Origin of the sequence: Bradyrhizobium sp. SRL28, assembly GCF_018596315.1 — a bacterium.
Lineage (GTDB): Bacteria > Pseudomonadota > Alphaproteobacteria > Rhizobiales > Xanthobacteraceae > Bradyrhizobium.
Genome location: NZ_JAHEAG010000036.1, coordinates 18,533 through 38,453 on the forward strand (window position 1 = coordinate 18,533; position 19,921 = coordinate 38,453).

Genomic DNA, 19,921 nt, shown 5'->3' on the forward strand with positions numbered 1-19,921 from the left:
TTCCAGGTGCCGATCCGGCCAACGGGTCGGACCGGGAGCGGCGATCTGGAAAAATGCGTTGCTGGGTGCTTTGCGGCGGCTCACGGCCAGAGCCGATCGCGAGTGCGCCAGGATGCGCTCCGGTATCACCCCTTTTTGGAATTTCGAACGCCTGAGCCATGTTGCAGTCAACCTTCAAAGCTTGTTTGTCCGTGCCGGTAACGTCATCTGCTTTTGCGCCCCGAATGGGCAATGACGAGAACCGCAATACCGGAACCAGTGGGCCGTCGACGTCGGTCATCACCAAGGTCAAGCCGAAGACCAAGCGTCCGAACCTTTATCGTGTCCTGATTCTGAACGACGACTACACGCCGATGGAGTTCGTCGTTCATGTGCTGGAGAAGTTCTTCCAGAAGGACGCCGAAGCGGCCACCAAGATCATGCTCCATGTGCATCATCACGGGATCGGCGAGTGCGGCGTGTTCACCTACGAGATTGCCGAGACCAAGGTCACGCAGGTGATGGATTTCGCGCGCAAGCACCAGCATCCCCTGCAATGCGTGATGGAAAAGAAATAGCCGCGCACGGCTCTAGACCCGGCCGGAGAGGGGAACGGGTCCTGCATTGACCGCGTTGAAGAAAGCCGATCGTATTCCCGGTAGTTTTTCGGGGGAAGGGTGCGTGAATTTAGAGGAAAACCACCTTTCCGGAACCGGTCTTTCGCCACGATCGTGCGTAACTATATGACAGCTAATGACGAAGGTTGTTGTTGCCTGACCGGGTAATGGCGATCATGATGACCGGGGGCCATAGAGGACGCGAATGCCAACTTTTTCCCAAAGCCTTGAACAATCCCTGCATCGCGCGCTGGCGATTGCGAACGAGCGGCACCATCAATACGCGACGCTCGAACACCTTCTGCTTTCGCTGATCGATGACTCGGATGCGGCGGCGGTGATGCGCGCCTGCAGCGTCGACCTCGACAAGCTGCGCACGAGCCTCGTCAATTATCTCGAAACCGAATTCGAAAATCTGGTGACTGACGGCGCCGACGACGCCAAGCCGACCGCCGGATTCCAGCGCGTGATCCAGCGCGCGGTGATTCACGTCCAGTCTTCCGGTCGCGAAGAAGTGACCGGCGCCAACGTGCTGATCGCGATCTTCGCGGAGCGCGAAAGCCATGCCGCTTATTTCCTGCAGGAGCAGGACATGACGCGGTACGACGCGGTCAACTATATCAGCCACGGCATCGCCAAGCGGCCGGGCGTCTCCGAAGCGCGCCCCGTGCGCGGCGTCGACGAGGAGACCGAGACCAAGGGCAACGAGGACGCCAAGAAGAAGGGCGAGGCGCTCGAGACCTATTGCGTCAACCTCAACAAGAAGGCGCGTGACGGCAAGATCGATCCGGTGATCGGGCGTAATTCCGAGATCAACCGCGCGATCCAGGTGCTGTGCCGCCGCCAGAAGAACAATCCGCTGTTCGTGGGCGAGGCCGGCGTCGGCAAGACCGCGATCGCCGAAGGGCTCGCCAAGCGCATCGTCGATTCCGAAGTGCCGGAAGTGCTGGCGGCCGCCACCGTGTTCTCGCTCGACATGGGCACGCTGCTCGCCGGCACCCGCTACCGCGGCGATTTCGAGGAGCGGCTGAAACAGGTTTTGAAGGAACTGGAGGCGCATCCGAACGCCATCCTGTTCATCGACGAAATCCATACCGTGATCGGCGCCGGCGCCACCTCCGGCGGCGCGATGGACGCGTCCAACCTGCTCAAGCCGGCGCTGGCCTCCGGCACGATCCGCTGCATGGGCTCGACGACGTACAAGGAATACCGCCAGCATTTCGAAAAAGACCGCGCGCTGGTGCGCCGGTTCCAGAAGATCGACGTCAACGAGCCGACGGTGGAAGACGCCATCGCGATCCTCAAAGGTCTGAAACCCTATTTCGAGGACTACCACCGGCTGAAATACACCAACGAGGCGATCGAGGCGGCTGTGCAATTGTCGTCGCGCTACATCCACGACCGCAAGCTGCCGGACAAGGCGATCGACGTGATCGACGAGTCGGGCGCGGCGCAGATGCTGGTCGCCGAGAACCGGCGCAAGAAGACCATCGGCATCAAGGAAATCGAGACCACGATCGCGACCATGGCGCGGATTCCGCCCAAGAGCGTGTCGAAGGACGATGCAGAGGTGCTCAAGCATCTCGAGCAGACCCTGAAGCGGGTGGTGTTCGGCCAGGACAAGGCGATCGAGTCGCTGTCGGCGTCGATCAAGCTGGCACGCGCCGGCTTGCGCGAGCCGGAGAAGCCGATCGGCTCCTACCTGTTCTCCGGTCCGACCGGCGTCGGCAAGACTGAAGTCGCCAAACAGCTTGCGGCCTCGCTCGGGGTCGAGCTGCTTCGCTTCGACATGTCCGAATATATGGAGCGGCATACGGTGTCGCGCCTGATCGGCGCGCCTCCCGGCTATGTCGGCTTCGACCAGGGCGGCCTGTTGACCGATGGCGTGGACCAGCATCCGCACTGTGTGGTGCTGCTCGACGAAATCGAGAAGGCGCATCCGGATCTCTACAACGTGCTGCTGCAGATCATGGATCACGGCCGGCTCACCGACCACAACGGCAAGCAGGTCAATTTCCGCAACGTGATCCTGATCATGACCACGAATGCGGGCGCCGCCGATCTCGCGCGCCAGGCCTTCGGCTTCACGCGCAACAAGCGGGAAGGCGACGATCACGAGGCGATCAACCGCCAGTTCGCGCCGGAATTCCGCAACCGGCTGGATGCGATCGTCTCGTTCGCCCATCTCAATGCCGACGTCATCGGCATGGTGGTGGAGAAGTTCGTCCTCCAGCTCGAGGCGCAACTCGCCGACCGCGACGTCACCATCGAGCTGTCGGAGACCGCCAAGGCCTGGCTGATCGAACATGGTTACGACGAGCAGATGGGTGCGCGTCCGATGGCGCGCGTGATCCAGGAGCACATCAAGAAGCCGCTGGCGGATGAAGTGCTGTTCGGTCACCTGAAGGGCGGCGGCCATGTCCGCGTCGTGCTGGTCAAGGACGAGGCGAGCGCGGACGGCAAGGACAAAATCGGCTTCGAGTTCGTCGAGGGACCGGTCACGCCGAAGCCGGAGAAGCTGCCCGGCGCCCGCAAGCGCAAGCCGAAATCGGGCGGCCCCAATGGGGGTGGCGGGTCCAAGGGACCGGCCTCAAAGGGCCCGCTGGTCAAGGCGTAAGCAGCCTCAATCCAAAACGGAGAGCCGGCGTGTCGCAAGACCGCCGGCTTTTTGATGCGCGGCGCCAGCGGCGAAGCTTGCTGCTGAGTAGATCGCCAAAAGGCTTCAGCGCTCGCCGAGCAGTTCGTCGATGCGGCGCTCGAGTTGGCGCTTCTTGATCTCGCTTCGGCGCAGCCGTTCCGCGAGATCGGAGACCGGCGCGGCAGGGCTTTCCGCCCTGAAGGCGACGCCGACAAAATTGTCGCGCCACCAGATTACCTTTGCCAGGAAGGAGCGTCCCTTGCGCGCGACGCGCAGCGAGAGCTGTTCTTTCGGCAACTGGATGTCATCGCTGAATTCGATGGTCGCGCCGCGATCGGAAATATTGCGGACGATGCATTCGCGCGTCGCGCCGCGCTCACCGATCTCGGCGACGCCGCCATACATCACCTTGTCGCGCACGCTCTCGCGTCGTTCACGCATTGAAAGTCTCCCAAGAAAGATGGAGACTTTTACCCCGCTTTGTTCCTCGTGAAAGTCCGCCTGGCGCAAAATGCGGCATTAACGTAAATTTACGGGGTTCCGATGGCGCGGATTTCGGAACAATTGCAGCGCAAAAAGGCGGTGGAACCGCGGATCCACCTGCCAGCCGTGACCGTTTGACTGAACGTTTTCACCGCTATGCACGCTCGGATTGCAACGGTCATGCAAAGAGCCCGATTTCTTCGCGCCTTATGCTGCACGGTGTCGCTTTTGTCTTCGGTTGCGACTGCCGGCGCCGAGGATGCGGGTGAGGCTACCCGGTTGGGCGCCGAGCCACGCGCGATACCGGCCGAGACGCCGGCTGAAGCGACGCGGGAGAGCGACACGCGCGAGGCGATGTGCCTGATGATCGAGTCGGCCGCGAAAGCCTCAAGCCTGCCGCTCGAGTTCTTCGCCCGCGTGATCTGGCAGGAGAGCCGCTTCCGCTCCGACGCGATCGGGCCGGTGACGCGCAGTGGCCAGCGCGCGCAGGGGATTGCGCAGTTCATGCCCGGCACCGCGAACGAGCGCGGCCTGCTCGATCCCTTCAATCCCGTGCAGGCGCTGCCGAAATCGGCGGAGTTTTTGGCCGAGCTGCGCGACCAGTTTGGCAATCTGGGACTGGCGGCCGCCGCCTACAATGCCGGCCCGCGCCGGGTTCAGGAGTGGCTCGCCGGCACCGGAGGGATGCCGCAGGAGACGCGCAGCTACGTTCTCGCCATCACCGGCTCCACCGTCGAGGATTGGGCGAAGGCGCAGAAGGGCGGCAGGACACCGGAGCGGATACCGACGTCGAGCTGTCGCGACTTGATGGCGCTGCTGAAGCAGGCCCCCAGTCCCTTCATCACCGAACTCGAGAGCCGCATCACGCTCGGTGCCGCCAAAGTGTGGGGCGTTCAGCTCGCCGCCGGCTTCAGCCGCGACAGGGCGCTCGCGATGTACGCCCGCGCCATGAAGCGGCTCAGCGCCGTGATCGGCGACCAGGATCCGAGCCTGCTCTCATCGGTGATGCGCAGCCGCGGCACGCGCGCCTTCTACCAGGTGCGGATCGGCGCCGACACACGGCCCGCCGCCGACGACCTCTGCAACCGCATCCGCAAAGCGGGCGGGGCATGCTTCGTGCTGCGCAACAGGGGCGTGCCGGGGTGATGCACAAGTCGTAGCCCGGATGGAGCACAGCGCAATCCGGGACGGGCTTGTCCACTTGTGAGATTCCCGGATTACGCTGCGCTCCATCCGGGCTACGGGACTACTGCTACAGGGCTTGCAAAGTCATTTGCGCTGTTTGAAGCTTTCAGGATGTCCCGATTACATTGGATTGAGTTATCTGCAGCCGGGCGGATAGCGATTTCCGCTCGACCGCGGGCCGATGATTGGCTGGAGACGGAGGTCGACGAGTGGAAGGCTTCCGGCCTGGATATGATCGTAAGCCTTCTCGAACGTGATGAGGTTTCCGAGCTTGGATTGCAGCGCGAAGCCGAGCTTTGCCGATCGAACGGCATCGAATTTCTGTCCTTTCCGATTCCAGATCGTGGCGTGCCTGAAAACGGGGCCGACGTGTTGCGGATCGCGAGTTCTATGGCCCGCGGCATTGCTGACGGCCGGTCCGTGGCGATTCATTGTCGGGCAGGGATCGGCAGGTCATCCATGATCGCGGCATGCGCGCTGATTTGCTCCGGAATCGAAGCCAGTGATGCGCTCGCACGGATCAAAACCGCACGCGGCCTGACGGTGCCGGATACCGATGAGCAGCGCGATTGGATCATGGCCTTTGGTGGAATGTACCAAATACCGTAGCCCGGATGGAGCGCAGCGCAATCCGGGACCGGTTTGTCCACTTGTGAGATTCCCGGATTACGCTGCGCTCCATCCGGGCTACGGGACTACTGCATAGCCGCCCTGAGCGGCGCTTGCTTGACGCGGGTTGCTTTCGCCAGCCCTATGCCCTCGACGATTCAAATCTCCATCGGTCACCCGTGGCGCTACCTCCACTCGACTCCCCCCAATGGAAAAGCTCGCTCCGCGCCTTCGCATGGGGCATGAGCTCGGTCGCGTCCACGGTGCTGACGCTGGTGCTGTTTGCGACCTATCTCGGCATTGGTGCGCTGGCCCATGACAGCCATTTCAGCCTGGGCTGGGTGCTCGGCAGCACGCTGTTGGTCTGGGCGGGCCCGGCGCAGATCATCCTGATCTCGACGCTGGGCTCCGGCGCGACCGCGGTGCAGGCGGCGATTGCGGTGACGGTGAGTGCGATCCGGCTGTTTCCGATGGTGGTGTCGGTGTTGCCGCTGATGAAGACGCCCCAGACCAAGCGGCGCCACCTGGTGCTGGTGACGCATTTCATCGCGGTCACGCTGTGGGTCGAATGCTACCGGTTGCTGCCAAAAGTGCCGCGCGAGCGCCGCATCGCGTTCACGCACGGGCTCGGCTGCGGGCTTGTCACCGTCTGCATGGTCGCCACCACGCTCGGCTATGGGCTTGCCGCCAATCTGCCACCGCTGTTTGCAGCAGCGATCCTGCTGCTGACGCCGCTGGCGTTCCTGCTTTCGACGGCGCGCAACTGCCGGCAGATATCGGACATATTGGCGCTGGTGCTTGGGATCGCGCTGTTTCCGCTGGTGTCGATGCTGCATACCGGCGTCGATATCCTGATCAGCGGCGTCACCGCCGGCACCATCGCCTATGGCGTGCACTGGTGGCGGGAGAGGGCGCGCGCATGAGCGAGTTTTTCGGCAGCCCGCACTCGCTGTTGATCCTGGTGCTCGCGGGCTTTCTGCCCAACGAAGTCTGGCGCATGGCCGGGCTGTGGTTCGGCGCCGGCGTCGACGAGGGTTCGGAAGTTCTGGTGTGGGTGAGGGCGGTGGCGACCGCGATCCTCGCCGGCGTCATCGCGCAAATCCTGCTGCAGCCGCCGGGCGCGCTGGCCGGCGTGCCTGACGGGCTGCGCTACGGCGCGGTTGCGGCGGGCTTTGCGGTGTTCATGCTGACGCAGCGCTCGATCTTTGCCGGCGTGGTCTGCGGCGAGATCGTCCTGCTGGCCGGGAAATGGTGGCTCGGTTGATTGCAGGCAGCGCATAATCCGCTACTGTCCGGCGCACCGGGAAACGTCGAGGAAACGCAATGAACTGGCTGAAATTATCGGCGCTGGTGGGCGCGCTCGTCTGGGCCGCGCCACTGGCCCATGCGGCGGAATATCCGGTACGTCCGATCAAGCTGATCGTGCCCTATGCCGCCGGCGGCCCGACCGACGTGCTCGGCCGCATGGTCGGCGAATATCTGAGCCGCGACCTGAAACAGGCTGTCGTGGTCGAGAACAAGGCCGGCGCGCAGGGCGCGATCGGCGCCGAAGCAGCGGCGCGTTCCGAGCCCGATGGTTACACGCTGTTCTTCACGGCGGCGTCGATCTTCGTGCTCAACCCGCTGCTCTACAAGAAGCTGCCCTACGATCCCACGCGGGACTTCCGCCTGCTTGCGCTGGTCACCGATCTGCCTGTCGTGATGGAGGTTCATCCGTCCGTGCCCGCCAAGACGGTCGCGGAGTTCGTGGCCTACGCCAAGCAGAACCCGGGAAAACTCAATTTCGGATCGGCCGGCACCGGCGGCACCATTCATCTGGCCGGCGAAATGTTCAAGCAGATGGCCGGCGTCGACATGGTCCATGTCGCCTACAAGGGCGCAGGCCCCGCGCTGACCGATTTGCTGTCGGGCAATATCCAGTTGATGTTCGATACGCTCGGCACCGCGCTGCCGCCGGTCAAGGGCGGGTTGCTGCGCGCGCTGGCGGTCTCTTCGGCGCAACGCATCCCCGATCTGCCTGACGTGCCGACCATGGCCGAGAGCGGCTATCCGGACTACGGCGTCAGCGTCTGGTATGGCGTCTCCGCGCCGGCCAAACTGCCTGATGACGTCGCGCAGAAACTCACCGCCAGTTTGAACAAGGCGCTGAGTGATGACGCGTTCCGGGCTTCGCTCGACAAGGTCGGCTTTCCGCCGCTGCGGCCGCAGAGCCAGGCCGAGATCGACAAATTCGTCGCGACCGATCGCGCGCGGTGGGCGGGCGTGATAAAAGCCCTCAACATCTCATTGGATTAGGACATCTGGATTAGGACATGGTTCGAGAAAGCGAAGTCCGCGAGGGCGAAATCACCGTCGACATGCCACCGGCTCGCGATGCCGGGCTCGTGTTCGTCGGCCGCATCCGTACGCCCTGGAAATCGCGGCTGGAGACGCCTCGGCAGGGCCGCCAGGATGGCCCGGTGTGTCGGCTGGAGATTTTCGAGCCCTGGGTGCCCGCGCTCAAGGGCGTCGACTTCTATGAGAATCTCGAAGTGATCTACTGGTTGCACCAGTCGCGCCGCGACCTGGTGCTGCAGAGCCCGAAGAACAACCAGAAAACCCGCGGCACCTTCTCGCTGCGCTCGCCGGTGCGGCCCAATCCGATCGGGACCTCGATCGTGAAGTTCGTCAAGGTCGAAGGCAACGTCATCCTGGTGCGCGGCCTCGACTGTCTCGACGAAACGCCGCTGCTCGACGTCAAACCCGACCGCTGCGAGTTTACGCCGCTGGCGCCGCCGCAGCCGGGGGATTTCGAGACGGAGTAGACTTCTCCCTGTCATTGCGAGCGTAGCGAAGCAATCCACTTCTCCACTTGCGGCACTATGGATTGCTTCGCTGCGCTCGCAATGACGAATTCGTAGCCCGGATGGAGCGAAGCGTAATCCGGGAAGGTGTCGCAAACGTCGCATAATTCCCCGGATTGCGCTTCGCTCCATCCGGGCTACGGAAGCGCGCTATAGCGCCGCGACCAGCTTGGTCGCGTTGTCCTCCAGCACCTTGACGTCTTCCTTCCGGCTCGCGGGCGGCAGCAGGGCTACGCCGTCATGGCGCGGCATGACGTGCATGTGCAGGTGGAACACGACTTGCCCGCCGGCGGGCTCGTTGAATTGCTGCACGGTGATGCCGTCGGCCTTGAAGGCCTTCATGGCGGCGGCGGCGATCTTGTGGGCGGCGCGCGCGACGTGGGCGTAGTCGTCGGGGGTGATATCGAGGATGTTGCGGGCAGGGGCTTTTGGAATCACCAGCGTATGACCCGGCGAACGCGGCATGATGTCGAGGAAGGCCAGTACATGGTCGTCCTCGTAAACCTTGTGGCAGGGAAACTCGCCGCGCAGGATTTTTGCGAAGGGGTTGTTGGTGTCATAGGCGGGCATGGTTTCTTCCCTCGAGGTTTGATCTCAATTTCACGTCGCCAGCCTTGTAGGTCAAGCCTCGTCGGCGGCCTTGCGGAATGGTCCGGCTTCGGTCAGTTCGCGTCCGGCGGCCGCCACGTAGGCGCGCTCGCGCTTCAGGTAATCGGCGATCGCGCGGCGCAGGTCGGGATCGGCGATGAAGTGCGCGGAGTAGGTGGTTTGCGGCAGGTAGCCGCGGGCCAGCTTGTGCTCGCCCTGCGCGCCGGCCTCCACGACCTTGAGGCCGCGCTGGATCGCGAAATCGATCGCCTGATAGTAGCAGACCTCGAAATGCAGGAATGGGTGATGCTCGACGGCGCCCCAGTTGCGGCCGAACAATGTGTCCGAGCCGATGAAATTGATGGCGCCGGCGATCCAGCGGCCGTTGCGCTTGGCCATCACCAGCAGCACGTCGCGGCTCATGCTCTCGCCGATCAGCGAGAAGAATTTCCGCGTGAGATAAGGCCGGCCCCATTTGCGCGAGCCGGTCTCCATGTAGAACGCGAAGAACGCGTCCCAGGCGTCCTCGGTGATGTCACTGCCGGTCAGATGATGGATCGTGATTCCGGCGGACGTAGCCTCGCGCCGCTCGCGCTTGATCGCCTTGCGATGACGCGAGTTCAGCGAGGTCAGGAAATCGTCAAAAGTCCCGTAGCCTTCATTGTGCCAGTGAAACTGCTGATCGTTGCGCAGCAGGAAGCCGTGTTCGCCTAAAAACTTCGCTTCCGTCTCCGGGGCGAAGGTTACATGCACGGAGGAAGCGTTGGTCGCGTTGCAGAGCGCCATCAGTCCGCTCGCCAGCGCGGTTCCGATCCGCTCGCGATCAACGTCGCTGCGGATCAACAGCCGTGGTCCGGTGGCAGGTGTGAAGGGGACGGAGGCCTGCAGCTTCGGGTAATAGCGTCCGCCGGCACGCTCATAGGCATCCGCCCAGCCGCGGTCGAAGACATATTCGCCTTGCGAATGCGATTTCAGGTAGCAGGGCACGATACCGGCGATCTCGCCATCGAGCCGTGCCAGCAGATGTCGCGGACCCCAGCCGGTGCGGGCGCAGGCCGAGCCGGAGGCTTCGGCGGCTGCGAAAAAGGTGTGAGAAACGAAGGGGTTATAGGCAGGCTTGCAGGCATCGCTTTGAGACCCGCTCGCAGCCAGCGTGTCGAGATTTTCGAGCCCGTTCGGGTCGCCAGGAGGATTGGCGCAGGCGTCCCAATCCGCAGCCTTGATGTCGCTGGCGGAGGGGACAGCTTCGAGAGTGATTTCGGATGACGCCATCTAGAAATTCAAAACCGGTCCCATTGTGCGATCAGCCATCGCGCATGGTGGCCAACGTTTCAAAGATCGTGCATCGGGCGGGCGAGTTCAAGGTGGGCGGCTGCGCATCAGGTTCCCGGCAGGAACCCCTCGAAGATCATCTGGTCAGCGGTGCGCATGGCGCGAGCGCGCTGCTCCGGCGTGCGCACGGTCCAGGCCAGCAGCGGCAGCCCAAAAATGTTGCGGGTGATCCAGGGGGCGGCTGCCGGCAGCTCGTCCACCCAATAGGCGACGAAATGCGGCCGGCTGTGGAAGGCGTGGCGCAGATGCGTCATGCCGTGGCGCTGTTCGGCGGAGGCTTCCGGCCACTCCTCGGCGGTATATTCGCGCTCCGCCACGATGCCGCGCGCGCGGCCCGGGATCAATTCGCGCAGCGCCACTACCTGGTCCGGATCGAAGGACATGCCGACCGCAGGTCCGGAATAGGAGCGAAGCACCTCCGCCATCCGCTTCACCAGCCGGCGGTCACCATCGAAATGGCTTTTGACCTCGATCACCAGCGGCACGCGGCCGGCGACGAGCGAACAGAGATCGCCGAGCGTCATCATCCGCTCAGGCGTGTTCTTGAACGCAACCGCCTTCAGTTCGGCCGCGGTCTTGCCGAGCAACGCGCCGGAGCCCTCGGTGAGGCGGCCGAGTGCATTGTCATGATGCACCATCGCCTCACCGTCAGACGAAAGCTGGATGTCGCATTCGATGGCGAAATTGCCGTCGGCGGCGGCCTGCGCGGCCGCCGGCATGTTCTCGACGATGCCGCGCGAAATATCATGAAGGCCGCGGTGGGCGACCGGACGCGCCGTCAGCCAGTCCGGAGCACGCATCAGGGGCGCTCCGCTCAGGACACCTCGAAGATGGCGTCCACCTCGACGGCGGCATCCGAGGGTAGCGAAGCGACGCCGACGGTGGTGCGGGCATGCCGGCCCTTGTCGCCGAAAGCCGTTACCATCAGGTCGGAGGCGCCGTTGAGCACCTTGGGTCCGTCGAGGAAGTCGGGCGCGGAATTGATGAAGCCGCCGAGCCTGACCACGCGGACCACCTTGTCGAGATCGCCGAGCGCGGCCTTGACCTGGGCCAGCAGGTTGACGCCACAGCCCTGCGCCGCGGCGTAGCCCTGTTCGATGGTGACGCCGGCGCCTAACTTGCCCTTGGCGATCAGCTTGCCTTCCGCGTTGGCGCACACCTGGCCGGAGATGAACAGCAAATTGCCTGATCGTACGAAGCCGACGTAATTCGCCATCGGGGTGCGCGGCTCGTTCAGGACGATGCCTTGCGCCGTCAGCTTCTGTTCGACCGTACCCGCCATTGTTTTCCGTCCCCGCTTGATGTGACCGTTCCTGACCAACCGTCAGGCGCGCATTGTTTCGCGCATCGCGCTTTCTCTTGCAAGTGACGGTGGATCCGCGTCCCGCGCCGCGATCGAGGCGGATCCTGCCGAAAATGCCGGAAAACACGGTGCTTCGGCATCTAATTCTTGCGTTTTCGTGACCCCGCCCTAGTTGCGACGCAATGGAGCCATCACTAATGTGACCGAATCTCCCTCGAGGAAAAAACTGGACATGGCTAGCTCGTTCCCGATTCCGGTCCGTGCTTTGGTGTTCTCAGCCGCCGCGACCCTGATATCCGGCTTCGCAAGCGGACCGGCGATGGCCGGCGCCAGCGGGCCGTTTCTCTCCCATCAGGCGCTGTATGAATTGAAGCTGGTCAAGTCGCGCGGGTCCAACGCGATATCGGGTGCGCGCGGGCGCATCCTCTACAATTTTTCGGGCAGCGCCTGCGAGGGCTACACGTCCGAATTTCGCCAGGTGTCGGAGCTCGACAGTGGCGAGGGCAAGCTGACGCTGAGCGATCTGCGCTCGCATTCCTGGGAAGATGGCGCGGGCAAGAGCTACCGTTTCAAGATCGATACGCGGATGAACGATGCCGATTCCACCCCGATCGATGGCATGGCGGAGCGTGTCGGCGACCGCATCACGGTCAAGCTGAAACAGCCCGTTGCGAAGACGTTCGAGCTCGACGGCAAGACCGTATTCCCGACCGAGCAGATCCAGCACATCATCGCCGCCGCGCGCGCGGGCAAATCGGTGCTGGAGCTGATGGTCTATGACGGCTCCGACAATGGCGAGAAGGTCTACAATACGCTGTCGGTGATCGGGCAGCCGATTCCGGGCACCCGCAGCATCGCTTCCCCCGATCCCTCGACCGCCAACGACCAGATGAAGACGCTGACCCGCTGGCCCGTGACCGTGAGCTATTACGATCGCGACGCCAAGGCCAAGGACGGCGAACAGACGCCGGTTTACGCGATGTCGTTCGAGCTGTTCGAGAATGGCGTCTCCCGCGCGCTGGTGCTCGACTACAACGATTTCGTGATCGCGGGCGCGATGGGCCGGTTCGACGTCAGGGATTCCAAGCCGTGTAAGTGACGGCACCGGCTGCCGGTCATCCGCGCGTGAAGTCGCGGGGCTTCAATCCGAGCGCCTTGACAGCTGGCTCCGGAAGCGGCCCCCAGGCTTCGACCCTTTCGTTCGGGGCCATCATGGCGGCGATAATTGCCTCGGCCTTTGCCGGATCCTGTTCAGCCACAAAGTAGACCGAGCGAACGGGCGAACCGCCTCCCAACGGTTCAGTTGTTACGAGGACAACCTGACCATTTGCCATGGCTTGATATACCACTGACGCGGTGCCGTTTCCACGACGGTGAAAGCTGATCTCCGCGAGCCCGATTCACCGGGAAACGCTGCGGACCGCCAATCCCTGATATATTGAGGTTCGAGGAGGACACCCCCATATCATCTCGATAAGGGAGTCCTTGCTGTGCAGAACGTACAGGCGACTCTTGTTGCGGCCGCTGCAGCGGTAGCTCTGGTTGTCTCTTCCCTTGCCGCCCCGGCGGGGGAAGCCAGCAACAACCTTGCGCTGACCGTCTCGGTCGAAGGCGCGATCGGGCCGGCAACGGCCCGTTACGTGAAAGACGCTCTGACCAAGGCAAGCGAGCGACATGCCGAAATTGTCGTTCTGCGTTTGAATACACCCGGCGGTCTCTCAACCAGCATGCGCGAGATTATCGCGGACGTGCTGGCGTCGCGCGTTCCTGTCGTCGGCTACGTTGCCCCCTCCGGAGCCCATGCGGCCAGCGCCGGAACCTATATCCTCTACGCCACGCATATCGCGGCCATGGCGCCGGGCACCAATCTCGGAGCGGCGACGCCGGTGCAGATCGGCGGTCCGCTGCCGGGTCTGCCTGACGCTACCCCAGACAAGGGCGGTAAGGACAAGAAGGACGGCGGCGACCAGCAGCCGAAGACAAAGGATGCCATGACGGCGAAGGCGACGAACGACGCCGTCGCCCTGATCCGCAGTCTTGCCGAGATGCGCGGCCGCAACGCCGATTGGGCGGAGAAAGCGGTGCGGGAGGCCGCCAGCCTGTCCGCCAATGCCGCATTGCAGGCGAACGTCATCGACCTCGTCGCACGCGATCCGGCCGACCTGCTCAGGCAGATCGATGGCCGCACGGTCGAGGTTGCGGGTGGCGAGACGCGGCAGCTGGCGACCAGGGACGCCGGGCGTGAAGCGGTCGATCCCGGATTGATCTTGCGATTTCTGAGGGTGATCACCGATCCCAACGTCGCCTTCATTCTCATGCTGGTCGGCATCTACGGCGTGATTTTCGAACTTTCCTCGCCCGGTGCGGTCGCGCCGGGGGTGATCGGCACGATCTGTCTGTTATTGGGCCTTTATGCGCTCAACATGCTGCCCGTCAACTATGCGGGCCTCGGTCTGATCCTGCTGGGGATCACGCTTCTGGTCATCGAAGTCTTCAATCCGACCGTGGTGCTCGGCCTCGGCGGGATCGTCGCATTCGTGCTCGGAGCAGTGATGTTGTTCGAGCCCGAAGCGCCCGGATTCCGGCTGTCATGGCCGGTGATCGGCGTCACGGCGGCGATCTTCATCGGCCTGATCCTGGTTGTTCTCGGCTCGCTTCGACGTGCCCAAAAAGGCCCTGTGCGCCTCGGCGCGCAAGCCATGCGCGGCCTGACTGCCGAAATCCTCGACTGGTCCGAGAGCGAAGGCCACGTCTTCGCCCATGGTGAGCGCTGGCAGGCGCGCGGCACCGAAGCCTTCAAGCCCGGAGAGGTGGTCGAGGTGGCCAACATCAAAGATTTGACGCTGGTGGTACGGCGTCGACCGGCGCTCACCATCCGCGAAGGAGATACGTCATGATACTTGATTATTTGACTTATGGGGCGCTCGCGGTCGTCGTGGTCCTGTTTCTGGCCTCGGCCATTCGCATCCTGCGCGAATACGAGCGCGGCGTCGTGTTCACGCTCGGCCGCTTCACCGGTGTGAAGGGCCCGGGATTCATCATCCTGATTCCGGTCGTGCAGCAGATGGTGAAGGTCGATCTCAGGGTGATGGTGCAGGTCGTGCCGCCGCAGGACGTAATTTCGCGCGACAACGTTTCGGTCAAGGTCAATGCCGTTCTTTACTTCCGCATCATCGATCCCGAACGCGCGATCATCAAGGTCGGCGATTACATGGCCGCGACCAGCCAACTGGCGCAGACCACGCTGCGCTCGGTGCTAGGCAAGCACGAACTGGACGAGATGCTTGCCGAACGAGACCGGCTTAACGCCGACGTCCAGGAGATCCTCGATCAGCAGACCGACGTCTGGGGCATCAAGGTCACCACCGTCGAGATCAAGGATATCGATCTCAATGAAACCATGGTGCGCGCGATTGCCAAGCAGGCCGAGGCAGAGCGGTTGCGGCGCGCCAAGGTGATCAATGCAATGGGCGAGCAGCAGGCCGCCGAGAAGCTCGTCGAGGCCGGCCGAACGCTTGCGCGGGAGCCGCAGGCGATGCAGCTGCGCTATTTCGCGGCGCTGCACGACATTGCCGGCGAGCGATCCTCGACCGTGGTCTTTCCGCTGCCGATGGATTTGCTTGGCCATATGACCCAGCGGCGGAACGAAGCAACGTGACTTTGGTTGTTGCCGGCAACAAGCCAATCGCGTGATGTCGCCCGACGGGTCAAGATCGCTGATCTATCGATGCAGCCCGACAATCGGCTAGAAAGTTCGGCTGAATCCGCCAACCAGGGAGAGCCACGATGGCAACCTATGTCGTGCTTGGCAACTTCACTGACCAGGGAATCCGCGCTGCCAAGGACTCACCGAAGCGGGCAGAGGCTTTCAAGAAAATGGCCGAGACCTTCGGGATCACCGTAAAGGAGCTGTTCTGGACGCAGGGACGATATGATGTTGTGACAGTCCTCGATGCGCCGGATGAATTTTCCGCCATGACGCTTAGCCTCAGTCTTGGCGCCCTTGGCAATGTTCGCACCGAGTCGTTGCGTGCCTTCTCGGCGGCGGACATGACCAAGGTTGTCGGCAAGATGCTCTGACGGCCGCTGCGCGGTTCGACCATCCCTTCAAGCCGCGGCCTGGCCTTCCGTCATGCCATCGGCGAGGATCGGTCTGGTCGAGAGCGCCGGACCCGGATACGCTTCGGCCCCAATCATGCACGTCAGGGAGGCGCAAACATGAGCAAGCTCGAACATATCAGGCCAAGCGGACTTCACCACAATCCGGCTTACTCTCACGTCGTCGTCGCGTCAGGTGCGCGCACGATCTACATCGCGGGACAGGTATCCACCGACGATGAGGGACGGGTGGTCGGCGAGGGTGATCTGGCCGCGCAGACGACGCAGGTGATGCACAATATTGGTCTGGCGCTGAAAGCCGCCGGTGCGAGTTATGGCAACATCGTGAAGATCACGACCTTCGTCGTCGGCTACAAGCCGGAGCTCCGTCCCATCATCGGCAAGGCGCGCTCGGCCTTCTTTGAAGGCATGGAGCCGCCGGCGAGCACGCTCGTCGGCGTAACGGCGCTTGCGGCCCCTGAATGGCTGATCGAGATTGAGGCAGTGGCCGTCGTCGATTGATGTTTTTTTCCGTCATTGCGAGGAGCGAAGCGACGAAGCAATCCATCTATCCCCGGGTGGTGAGGTGGATTGCTTCGCTTCGCTCGCAATGACGGGGAGAGAGCGGTCTATTCCTCCTCGTCCTCTTCCTTCGCCGGCCCCTTGTACGCAATGCCCCTGATCACAGCGGCGTTGCCAAATTTCTTCCTTAAATTATCCATCGCGCGTTCGGCATGGGCCGAACGGCGGTCGAGCATGTCGGTGTCGTCGGCCTGAGATCCCTCGCGCAGCGCGCTGACGCCGGTGCCGATCAGGCGAAAAGCCGTGCCGTCGATCTCCTTCGCCAGCATTTCGCGCGACACCGCAAAAATCTTCGCGGCGAGTTGCGTCGGCGCATGGATCGATTGCGCGCGCGTGCGCTGCCTGAAATCCGCGGTCTTCAGCTTCAGCGTAATGGTGAGACCTGACAGATCGCCGCTCTTCAGCCGCGACGACACTTTTTCGGACAGCCGCCACAACACCTTTTCCAACGTTGCAAAATCCTTGATGTCGTTGTCGAACGTGGTCTCGTTGGAAATGGTCTTGGCGCCGCGGTCCGGCACCACGCTGCGGTCGTCGATGCCGCGCGCCAGCCGCCACAGCCTGCGGCCTTCGCCGCCGAACTGCTTCATCAGCTCGACCTCGTCGGCGCGCTGCAGGTCCGCAATGGTGCGAAAGCCGCGCTGCACCAGCTTCTCCTGGGTCGCGGGGCCGACGCCATAGATGAAGCCGACCGGCTTGTCCGCCAGCATCTCGCGCGCCTCGATCTGGTCGAGGGCGGCAAAGCCACGCGGCTTGTCGAGATCGGAGGCGATCTTGGCCAGGAACTTGTTGCAGGACAGGCCGACCGACACCGTGATCCCGATATCGCGCTCGACGTCGCGGGCAAAGCGCGCCAGCACTTTTGCCGGGATCATGCCGTGAACGCGTTGCGTGCCGGCCAGATCCAGGAACGCCTCGTCGATCGACAGCGGTTCCACCAGCGGCGTCAGCGTCTGCATGGCGTGGCGCACCTCGCGGCCGACGCGGACATATTTCGCCATGTCGGGCGGGATTACGGCAGCCTGGGGGCAGAGCGCCAGCGCCTTGAACATCGGCATTGCCGAGCGCACGCCATAGGTGCGCGAGACGTAGCAGGCGGCCGACACCACGCCGCGCTTGCCGCCGCCGATGATCACGGGCCTGTCTGCGAGTTCCGGATTGTCGCGCTTCTCAACCGTGGCGTAAAACGCGTCGCAATCGATATGCGCCAGCGTCAGCGAGGGCAGCGCGTGGTGGCGAACGAGGCGAGGGGAACCGCATTCGCCGCATCGCCTGGCCTTGATATCGAGGTCGCCGAGGCAATCCCGGCAGAAAGCCCGCGGACCATCAATGGACACCGCGGGCACGCTCACGGCACGTCGCGCTCCCAATGCGGGTCGCCCAGCACCTGGCGGGCGGCGGCGATATTGGTCGGATGCAGTTGCGAGGCGCTCGCAAACGCCTTCACGGTGGCGTCGTCGCGCATCACGAAATCGAGCACCGAGGCCAGAAATTGCGGGTCGGCCGCGGCCGTCCGCAGCGTCTCCGGCCCGATCCCGCTTTCGGCCAGGAAAAGGCCTAGCCTTTCAGGATCGCTGGCAATAAAACTCAGCGCCTGAACTGCAACGATTTCAGCTACTTCGCGGGGGTTGTGAACAGGCTTTTTCAACAGCGGGTTTGCCTTTCCGTTAACTTATAGGCTCTAATTTGGAACCATCATGCCCGAGTCTGTTGAGTGCGTTCAAGCAATTGGAAACCGCTTCATAAAACTTGGCGCATCGATTTAACTGCTTAGAGCGAAACTGACGCTAGTTTGAATTCACTTTTCGACAAGCCCGGCCGGGGTGTTCGACGTACTGTCAGGCTGGACTTGTTTCCTTAAGATGAGGGGAGGGACGGGATGGCAAAAACCGTCCTGATCGTGGAGGACAACGAGCTCAACATGAAGCTCTTTCGCGACCTGTTGGAAGCGCACGGCTATCAGACCTCGGGCACCAGTAATGGTTTCGAGGCGCTCGATCTCGTCCGCAAGCTGCGCCCCGATCTGATCCTGATGGATATTCAGCTTCCGCAAGTGTCGGGCCTCGAAGTGACGCGCTGGATCAAGGACGATCCGGAGCTGCGCGCCATTCCGGTGGTTGCCGTCACCGCCTTTGCGATGAAGGGCGACGAAGAGCGCATCCGCGAGGGCGGCTGCGAGGCATATTTGTCCAAGCCAATTTCTGTCGGCAAGTTTATCGAAACAGTGCGGCGTTTTATCGGGTAGGAGTGAGTTTCGATGTCTGCGCGTATCCTTGTCGTCGACGACGTTCCAGCAAACGTCAAGCTGCTGGAAGCCCGTCTGTCGGCCGAATATTTCGACGTGCTGACGGCTTCCAACGGTGCCGAGGCGCTCGACCTCTGTTCGCGCTCCGAATGCGACATCATCCTGCTCGACGTCATGATGCCCGACATGGACGGTTTCGAGGTCTGCCGCCGGCTGAAGTCGAACCCGGCCACCCATTTCATTCCCGTCGTGATCGTCACCGCGCTGGACAGCCCGTCGGATCGCGTTCGCGGGCTGGAAGCCGGAGCCGACGATTTTCTCACCAAGCCGGTGTCCGACATCGTTCTGATCGCACGCGTTCGGTCGCTAACGCGGCTGAAGATGATGACCGATGAGTTGCGGATGCGCGCCATCACCTCGCTCGAGATCGGCATGGAGGCGCCCGAACGCAGCGCGATCGCCGACAAGGGCGTCGGCGGGCGGATCCTGCTGGTCGACGACCGGCCATCGTCCTACGAGCGGCTGGCGCCGATCCTTTCTGCCGAGCATACCGTCGATGTCGAGATCAATCCGGCGGAGGCGCTGTTTCACGCTGCCGAGGGCAATTACGATTTGCTGATCGTTTCGCTCGGCCTTGAAAATTACGACGGCCTGCGGCTGTGCAGCCAGGCGCGTTCGCTGGAGCGCACTCGCCAGTTGCCGATCCTCGCCATCTCCGATGCCGACAACAATGCGCGGCTGCTGCGCGGGCTCGAAATCGGCGTCAACGATTATCTCCTGCGTCCCGTCGACAAGAACGAATTGCTGGCGCGAGCCCGCACCCAGATCCGCAAGCGGCGCTATACCGACCATCTGCGCGACAATGTGCAGAACTCGATCGAAATGGCGATCACCGACGCGCTGACTGGCCTGCATAACCGCCGTTACATGGAAAGCCATCTCTCGACGCTGGTCGAGCAGGCCTCGAGCCGCGGCAAGCCGCTCGCGCTGATGATCCTCGACATCGACTTCTTCAAGTCCATCAACGACACCTACGGCCACGACGCCGGCGACGACGTGCTGCGCGAATTCGCGGTGCGCATCCGCAAGTCGATCCGCGGCATCGATCTCGCCTGCCGCTATGGCGGCGAGGAGTTCGTGATCGTGATGCCGGAAACCGACCTGACGGTCGCCGGCATGGTCGCCGAGCGCCTGCGCCGCTCGATCGCCGGCGAAACCTTCGCGGTCAACAAGGGTACCAAGCGCATCGACGTCACGATCTCGATCGGGCTGGCGACGCTGGACCACAAGGGCGAGCCGGTCGCCGACGTGCTCAAGCGCGCCGACATGGCGCTCTATCGGGCGAAGCACGACGGACGCAACAGGGTGGTTTCGACGGCGGCGTAAGCGCCCGACTCTTTATAGTTTGGCGCGCTGTCA

The 19,921-nt window shown here is 63.0% G+C and carries 22 protein-coding genes; 15 read left to right on the plus strand and 7 right to left on the minus strand.

The window, feature by feature from the left end:
* Positions 1–224: 224 nt before the first annotated feature.
* The gene (gene clpS / locus KIP88_RS36985) at positions 225–557 is read left to right on the plus strand and encodes an ATP-dependent Clp protease adapter ClpS (protein WP_214493092.1); all 333 of its coding nucleotides are present in this window, start codon (positions 225–227) and stop codon (positions 555–557) included.
* A gap of 244 nt (positions 558–801) precedes the next feature.
* The gene (clpA, locus tag KIP88_RS36990) at positions 802–3,213 is read left to right on the plus strand and encodes an ATP-dependent Clp protease ATP-binding subunit ClpA (protein WP_214493093.1); all 2,412 of its coding nucleotides are present in this window, start codon (positions 802–804) and stop codon (positions 3,211–3,213) included.
* A 105-nt stretch (positions 3,214–3,318) separates the two neighbouring features.
* Here the strand turns inward: clpA and KIP88_RS36995 are convergent, their stop codons facing one another.
* On the minus strand, positions 3,319–3,675 hold the full coding sequence (locus KIP88_RS36995) for a PilZ domain-containing protein (RefSeq protein ID WP_214493094.1): 357 nt from the start codon (positions 3,673–3,675) through the stop codon (positions 3,319–3,321).
* A gap of 222 nt (positions 3,676–3,897) precedes the next feature.
* Between KIP88_RS36995 and KIP88_RS37000 the strand changes: the two genes are divergently transcribed.
* From KIP88_RS37000 to tsaA, 6 genes are all read left to right on the plus strand, one after another.
* Positions 3,898–4,863, plus strand: coding sequence for a lytic transglycosylase domain-containing protein (locus tag KIP88_RS37000; protein WP_214493095.1), 966 nt, complete (start codon positions 3,898–3,900; stop codon positions 4,861–4,863).
* 57 nt (positions 4,864–4,920) lie between these two features.
* Positions 4,921–5,511: a protein-tyrosine phosphatase family protein gene (locus KIP88_RS46940; RefSeq protein ID WP_214493096.1), complete on the plus strand. Its 591-nt coding sequence runs from the start codon at positions 4,921–4,923 to the stop codon at positions 5,509–5,511.
* Between the two features lie 179 nt (positions 5,512–5,690).
* Positions 5,691–6,434 carry an AzlC family ABC transporter permease gene (locus KIP88_RS37010; protein WP_214493135.1) on the plus strand — a complete coding sequence of 248 codons (744 nt, stop codon included), beginning with the start codon at positions 5,691–5,693 and terminating at the stop codon, positions 6,432–6,434.
* Entirely contained in the window at positions 6,431–6,775 is a 345-nt protein-coding gene (locus KIP88_RS37015) for an AzlD domain-containing protein (protein WP_214493097.1), read from the plus strand. Before KIP88_RS37010 ends, KIP88_RS37015 begins: the two co-directional genes overlap by 4 nt.
* 59 nt (positions 6,776–6,834) lie before the next feature.
* On the plus strand, positions 6,835–7,806 hold the full coding sequence (locus KIP88_RS37020; protein WP_214493098.1) for a tripartite tricarboxylate transporter substrate binding protein: 972 nt from the start codon (positions 6,835–6,837) through the stop codon (positions 7,804–7,806).
* A gap of 17 nt (positions 7,807–7,823) precedes the next feature.
* Positions 7,824–8,315, plus strand: coding sequence for a tRNA (N6-threonylcarbamoyladenosine(37)-N6)-methyltransferase TrmO (gene tsaA, locus KIP88_RS37025; protein WP_214493099.1), 492 nt, complete (start codon positions 7,824–7,826; stop codon positions 8,313–8,315).
* Positions 8,316–8,504: 189 nt separating this feature from the next.
* Here the strand turns inward: tsaA and KIP88_RS37030 are convergent, their stop codons facing one another.
* The 4 genes from KIP88_RS37030 to KIP88_RS37045 all read right to left on the minus strand — a co-directional run bounded on the left by KIP88_RS37030 (position 8,505) and on the right by KIP88_RS37045 (position 11,556).
* Positions 8,505–8,924 carry an HIT domain-containing protein gene (locus tag KIP88_RS37030; RefSeq protein ID WP_214493100.1) on the minus strand — a complete coding sequence of 140 codons (420 nt, stop codon included), beginning with the start codon at positions 8,922–8,924 and terminating at the stop codon, positions 8,505–8,507.
* A gap of 51 nt (positions 8,925–8,975) precedes the next feature.
* The gene (locus KIP88_RS37035) at positions 8,976–10,214 is read right to left on the minus strand and encodes a GNAT family N-acetyltransferase (protein ID WP_214493101.1); all 1,239 of its coding nucleotides are present in this window, start codon (positions 10,212–10,214) and stop codon (positions 8,976–8,978) included.
* A gap of 107 nt (positions 10,215–10,321) precedes the next feature.
* Entirely contained in the window at positions 10,322–11,074 is a 753-nt protein-coding gene (locus KIP88_RS37040) for a glycerophosphodiester phosphodiesterase family protein (RefSeq protein ID WP_214493102.1), read from the minus strand.
* Positions 11,075–11,088: 14 nt separating this feature from the next.
* Entirely contained in the window at positions 11,089–11,556 is a 468-nt protein-coding gene (locus tag KIP88_RS37045; protein ID WP_214493103.1) for a RidA family protein, read from the minus strand.
* Between the two features lie 253 nt (positions 11,557–11,809).
* Here KIP88_RS37045 and KIP88_RS37050 point away from each other — a divergent pair, with 253 nt between their 5' ends.
* The 5 genes from KIP88_RS37050 (at position 11,810) to KIP88_RS37070 (ending at position 16,197) form a co-directional block, all read left to right on the plus strand.
* Complete coding sequence (locus KIP88_RS37050; protein ID WP_214493104.1) at positions 11,810–12,676, plus strand: cell envelope integrity EipB family protein; 867 nt, start codon at positions 11,810–11,812, stop codon at positions 12,674–12,676.
* Positions 12,677–13,067: 391 nt separating this feature from the next.
* Complete coding sequence (locus tag KIP88_RS37055) at positions 13,068–14,474, plus strand: nodulation protein NfeD (protein ID WP_214493105.1); 1,407 nt, start codon at positions 13,068–13,070, stop codon at positions 14,472–14,474.
* Positions 14,471–15,235 carry a slipin family protein gene (locus tag KIP88_RS37060; RefSeq protein WP_214493106.1) on the plus strand — a complete coding sequence of 255 codons (765 nt, stop codon included), beginning with the start codon at positions 14,471–14,473 and terminating at the stop codon, positions 15,233–15,235. The genes KIP88_RS37055 and KIP88_RS37060 overlap by 4 nt, the downstream gene beginning before the upstream one ends.
* A 128-nt stretch (positions 15,236–15,363) precedes the next feature.
* The gene (locus KIP88_RS37065) at positions 15,364–15,657 is read left to right on the plus strand and encodes a GYD domain-containing protein (protein ID WP_214493107.1); all 294 of its coding nucleotides are present in this window, start codon (positions 15,364–15,366) and stop codon (positions 15,655–15,657) included.
* A gap of 138 nt (positions 15,658–15,795) precedes the next feature.
* Positions 15,796–16,197, plus strand: coding sequence for a RidA family protein (locus tag KIP88_RS37070; protein ID WP_214493108.1), 402 nt, complete (start codon positions 15,796–15,798; stop codon positions 16,195–16,197).
* Between the two features lie 107 nt (positions 16,198–16,304).
* Here KIP88_RS37070 and KIP88_RS37075 read toward each other — a convergent pair whose 3' ends face one another.
* Both KIP88_RS37075 and KIP88_RS37080 read right to left on the minus strand, forming a co-directional pair.
* Positions 16,305–17,603 (minus strand): DNA polymerase IV, encoded by a 1,299-nt coding sequence (locus tag KIP88_RS37075; protein ID WP_374226555.1) that lies wholly within the window; start codon positions 17,601–17,603, stop codon positions 16,305–16,307.
* Between the two features lie 2 nt (positions 17,604–17,605).
* Positions 17,606–17,905, minus strand: coding sequence for a DUF3572 domain-containing protein (locus KIP88_RS37080; protein WP_214493110.1), 300 nt, complete (start codon positions 17,903–17,905; stop codon positions 17,606–17,608).
* Between the two features lie 231 nt (positions 17,906–18,136).
* Between KIP88_RS37080 and KIP88_RS37085 the strand changes: the two genes are divergently transcribed.
* On the plus strand, positions 18,137–18,502 hold the full coding sequence (locus KIP88_RS37085) for a response regulator (protein WP_027538546.1): 366 nt from the start codon (positions 18,137–18,139) through the stop codon (positions 18,500–18,502).
* 12 nt (positions 18,503–18,514) lie between these two features.
* Positions 18,515–19,888, plus strand: a complete 1,374-nt coding sequence (locus KIP88_RS37090) for a PleD family two-component system response regulator (RefSeq protein ID WP_214493111.1) — start codon at positions 18,515–18,517, stop codon at positions 19,886–19,888.
* Positions 19,889–19,921: the final 33 nt, after the last annotated feature.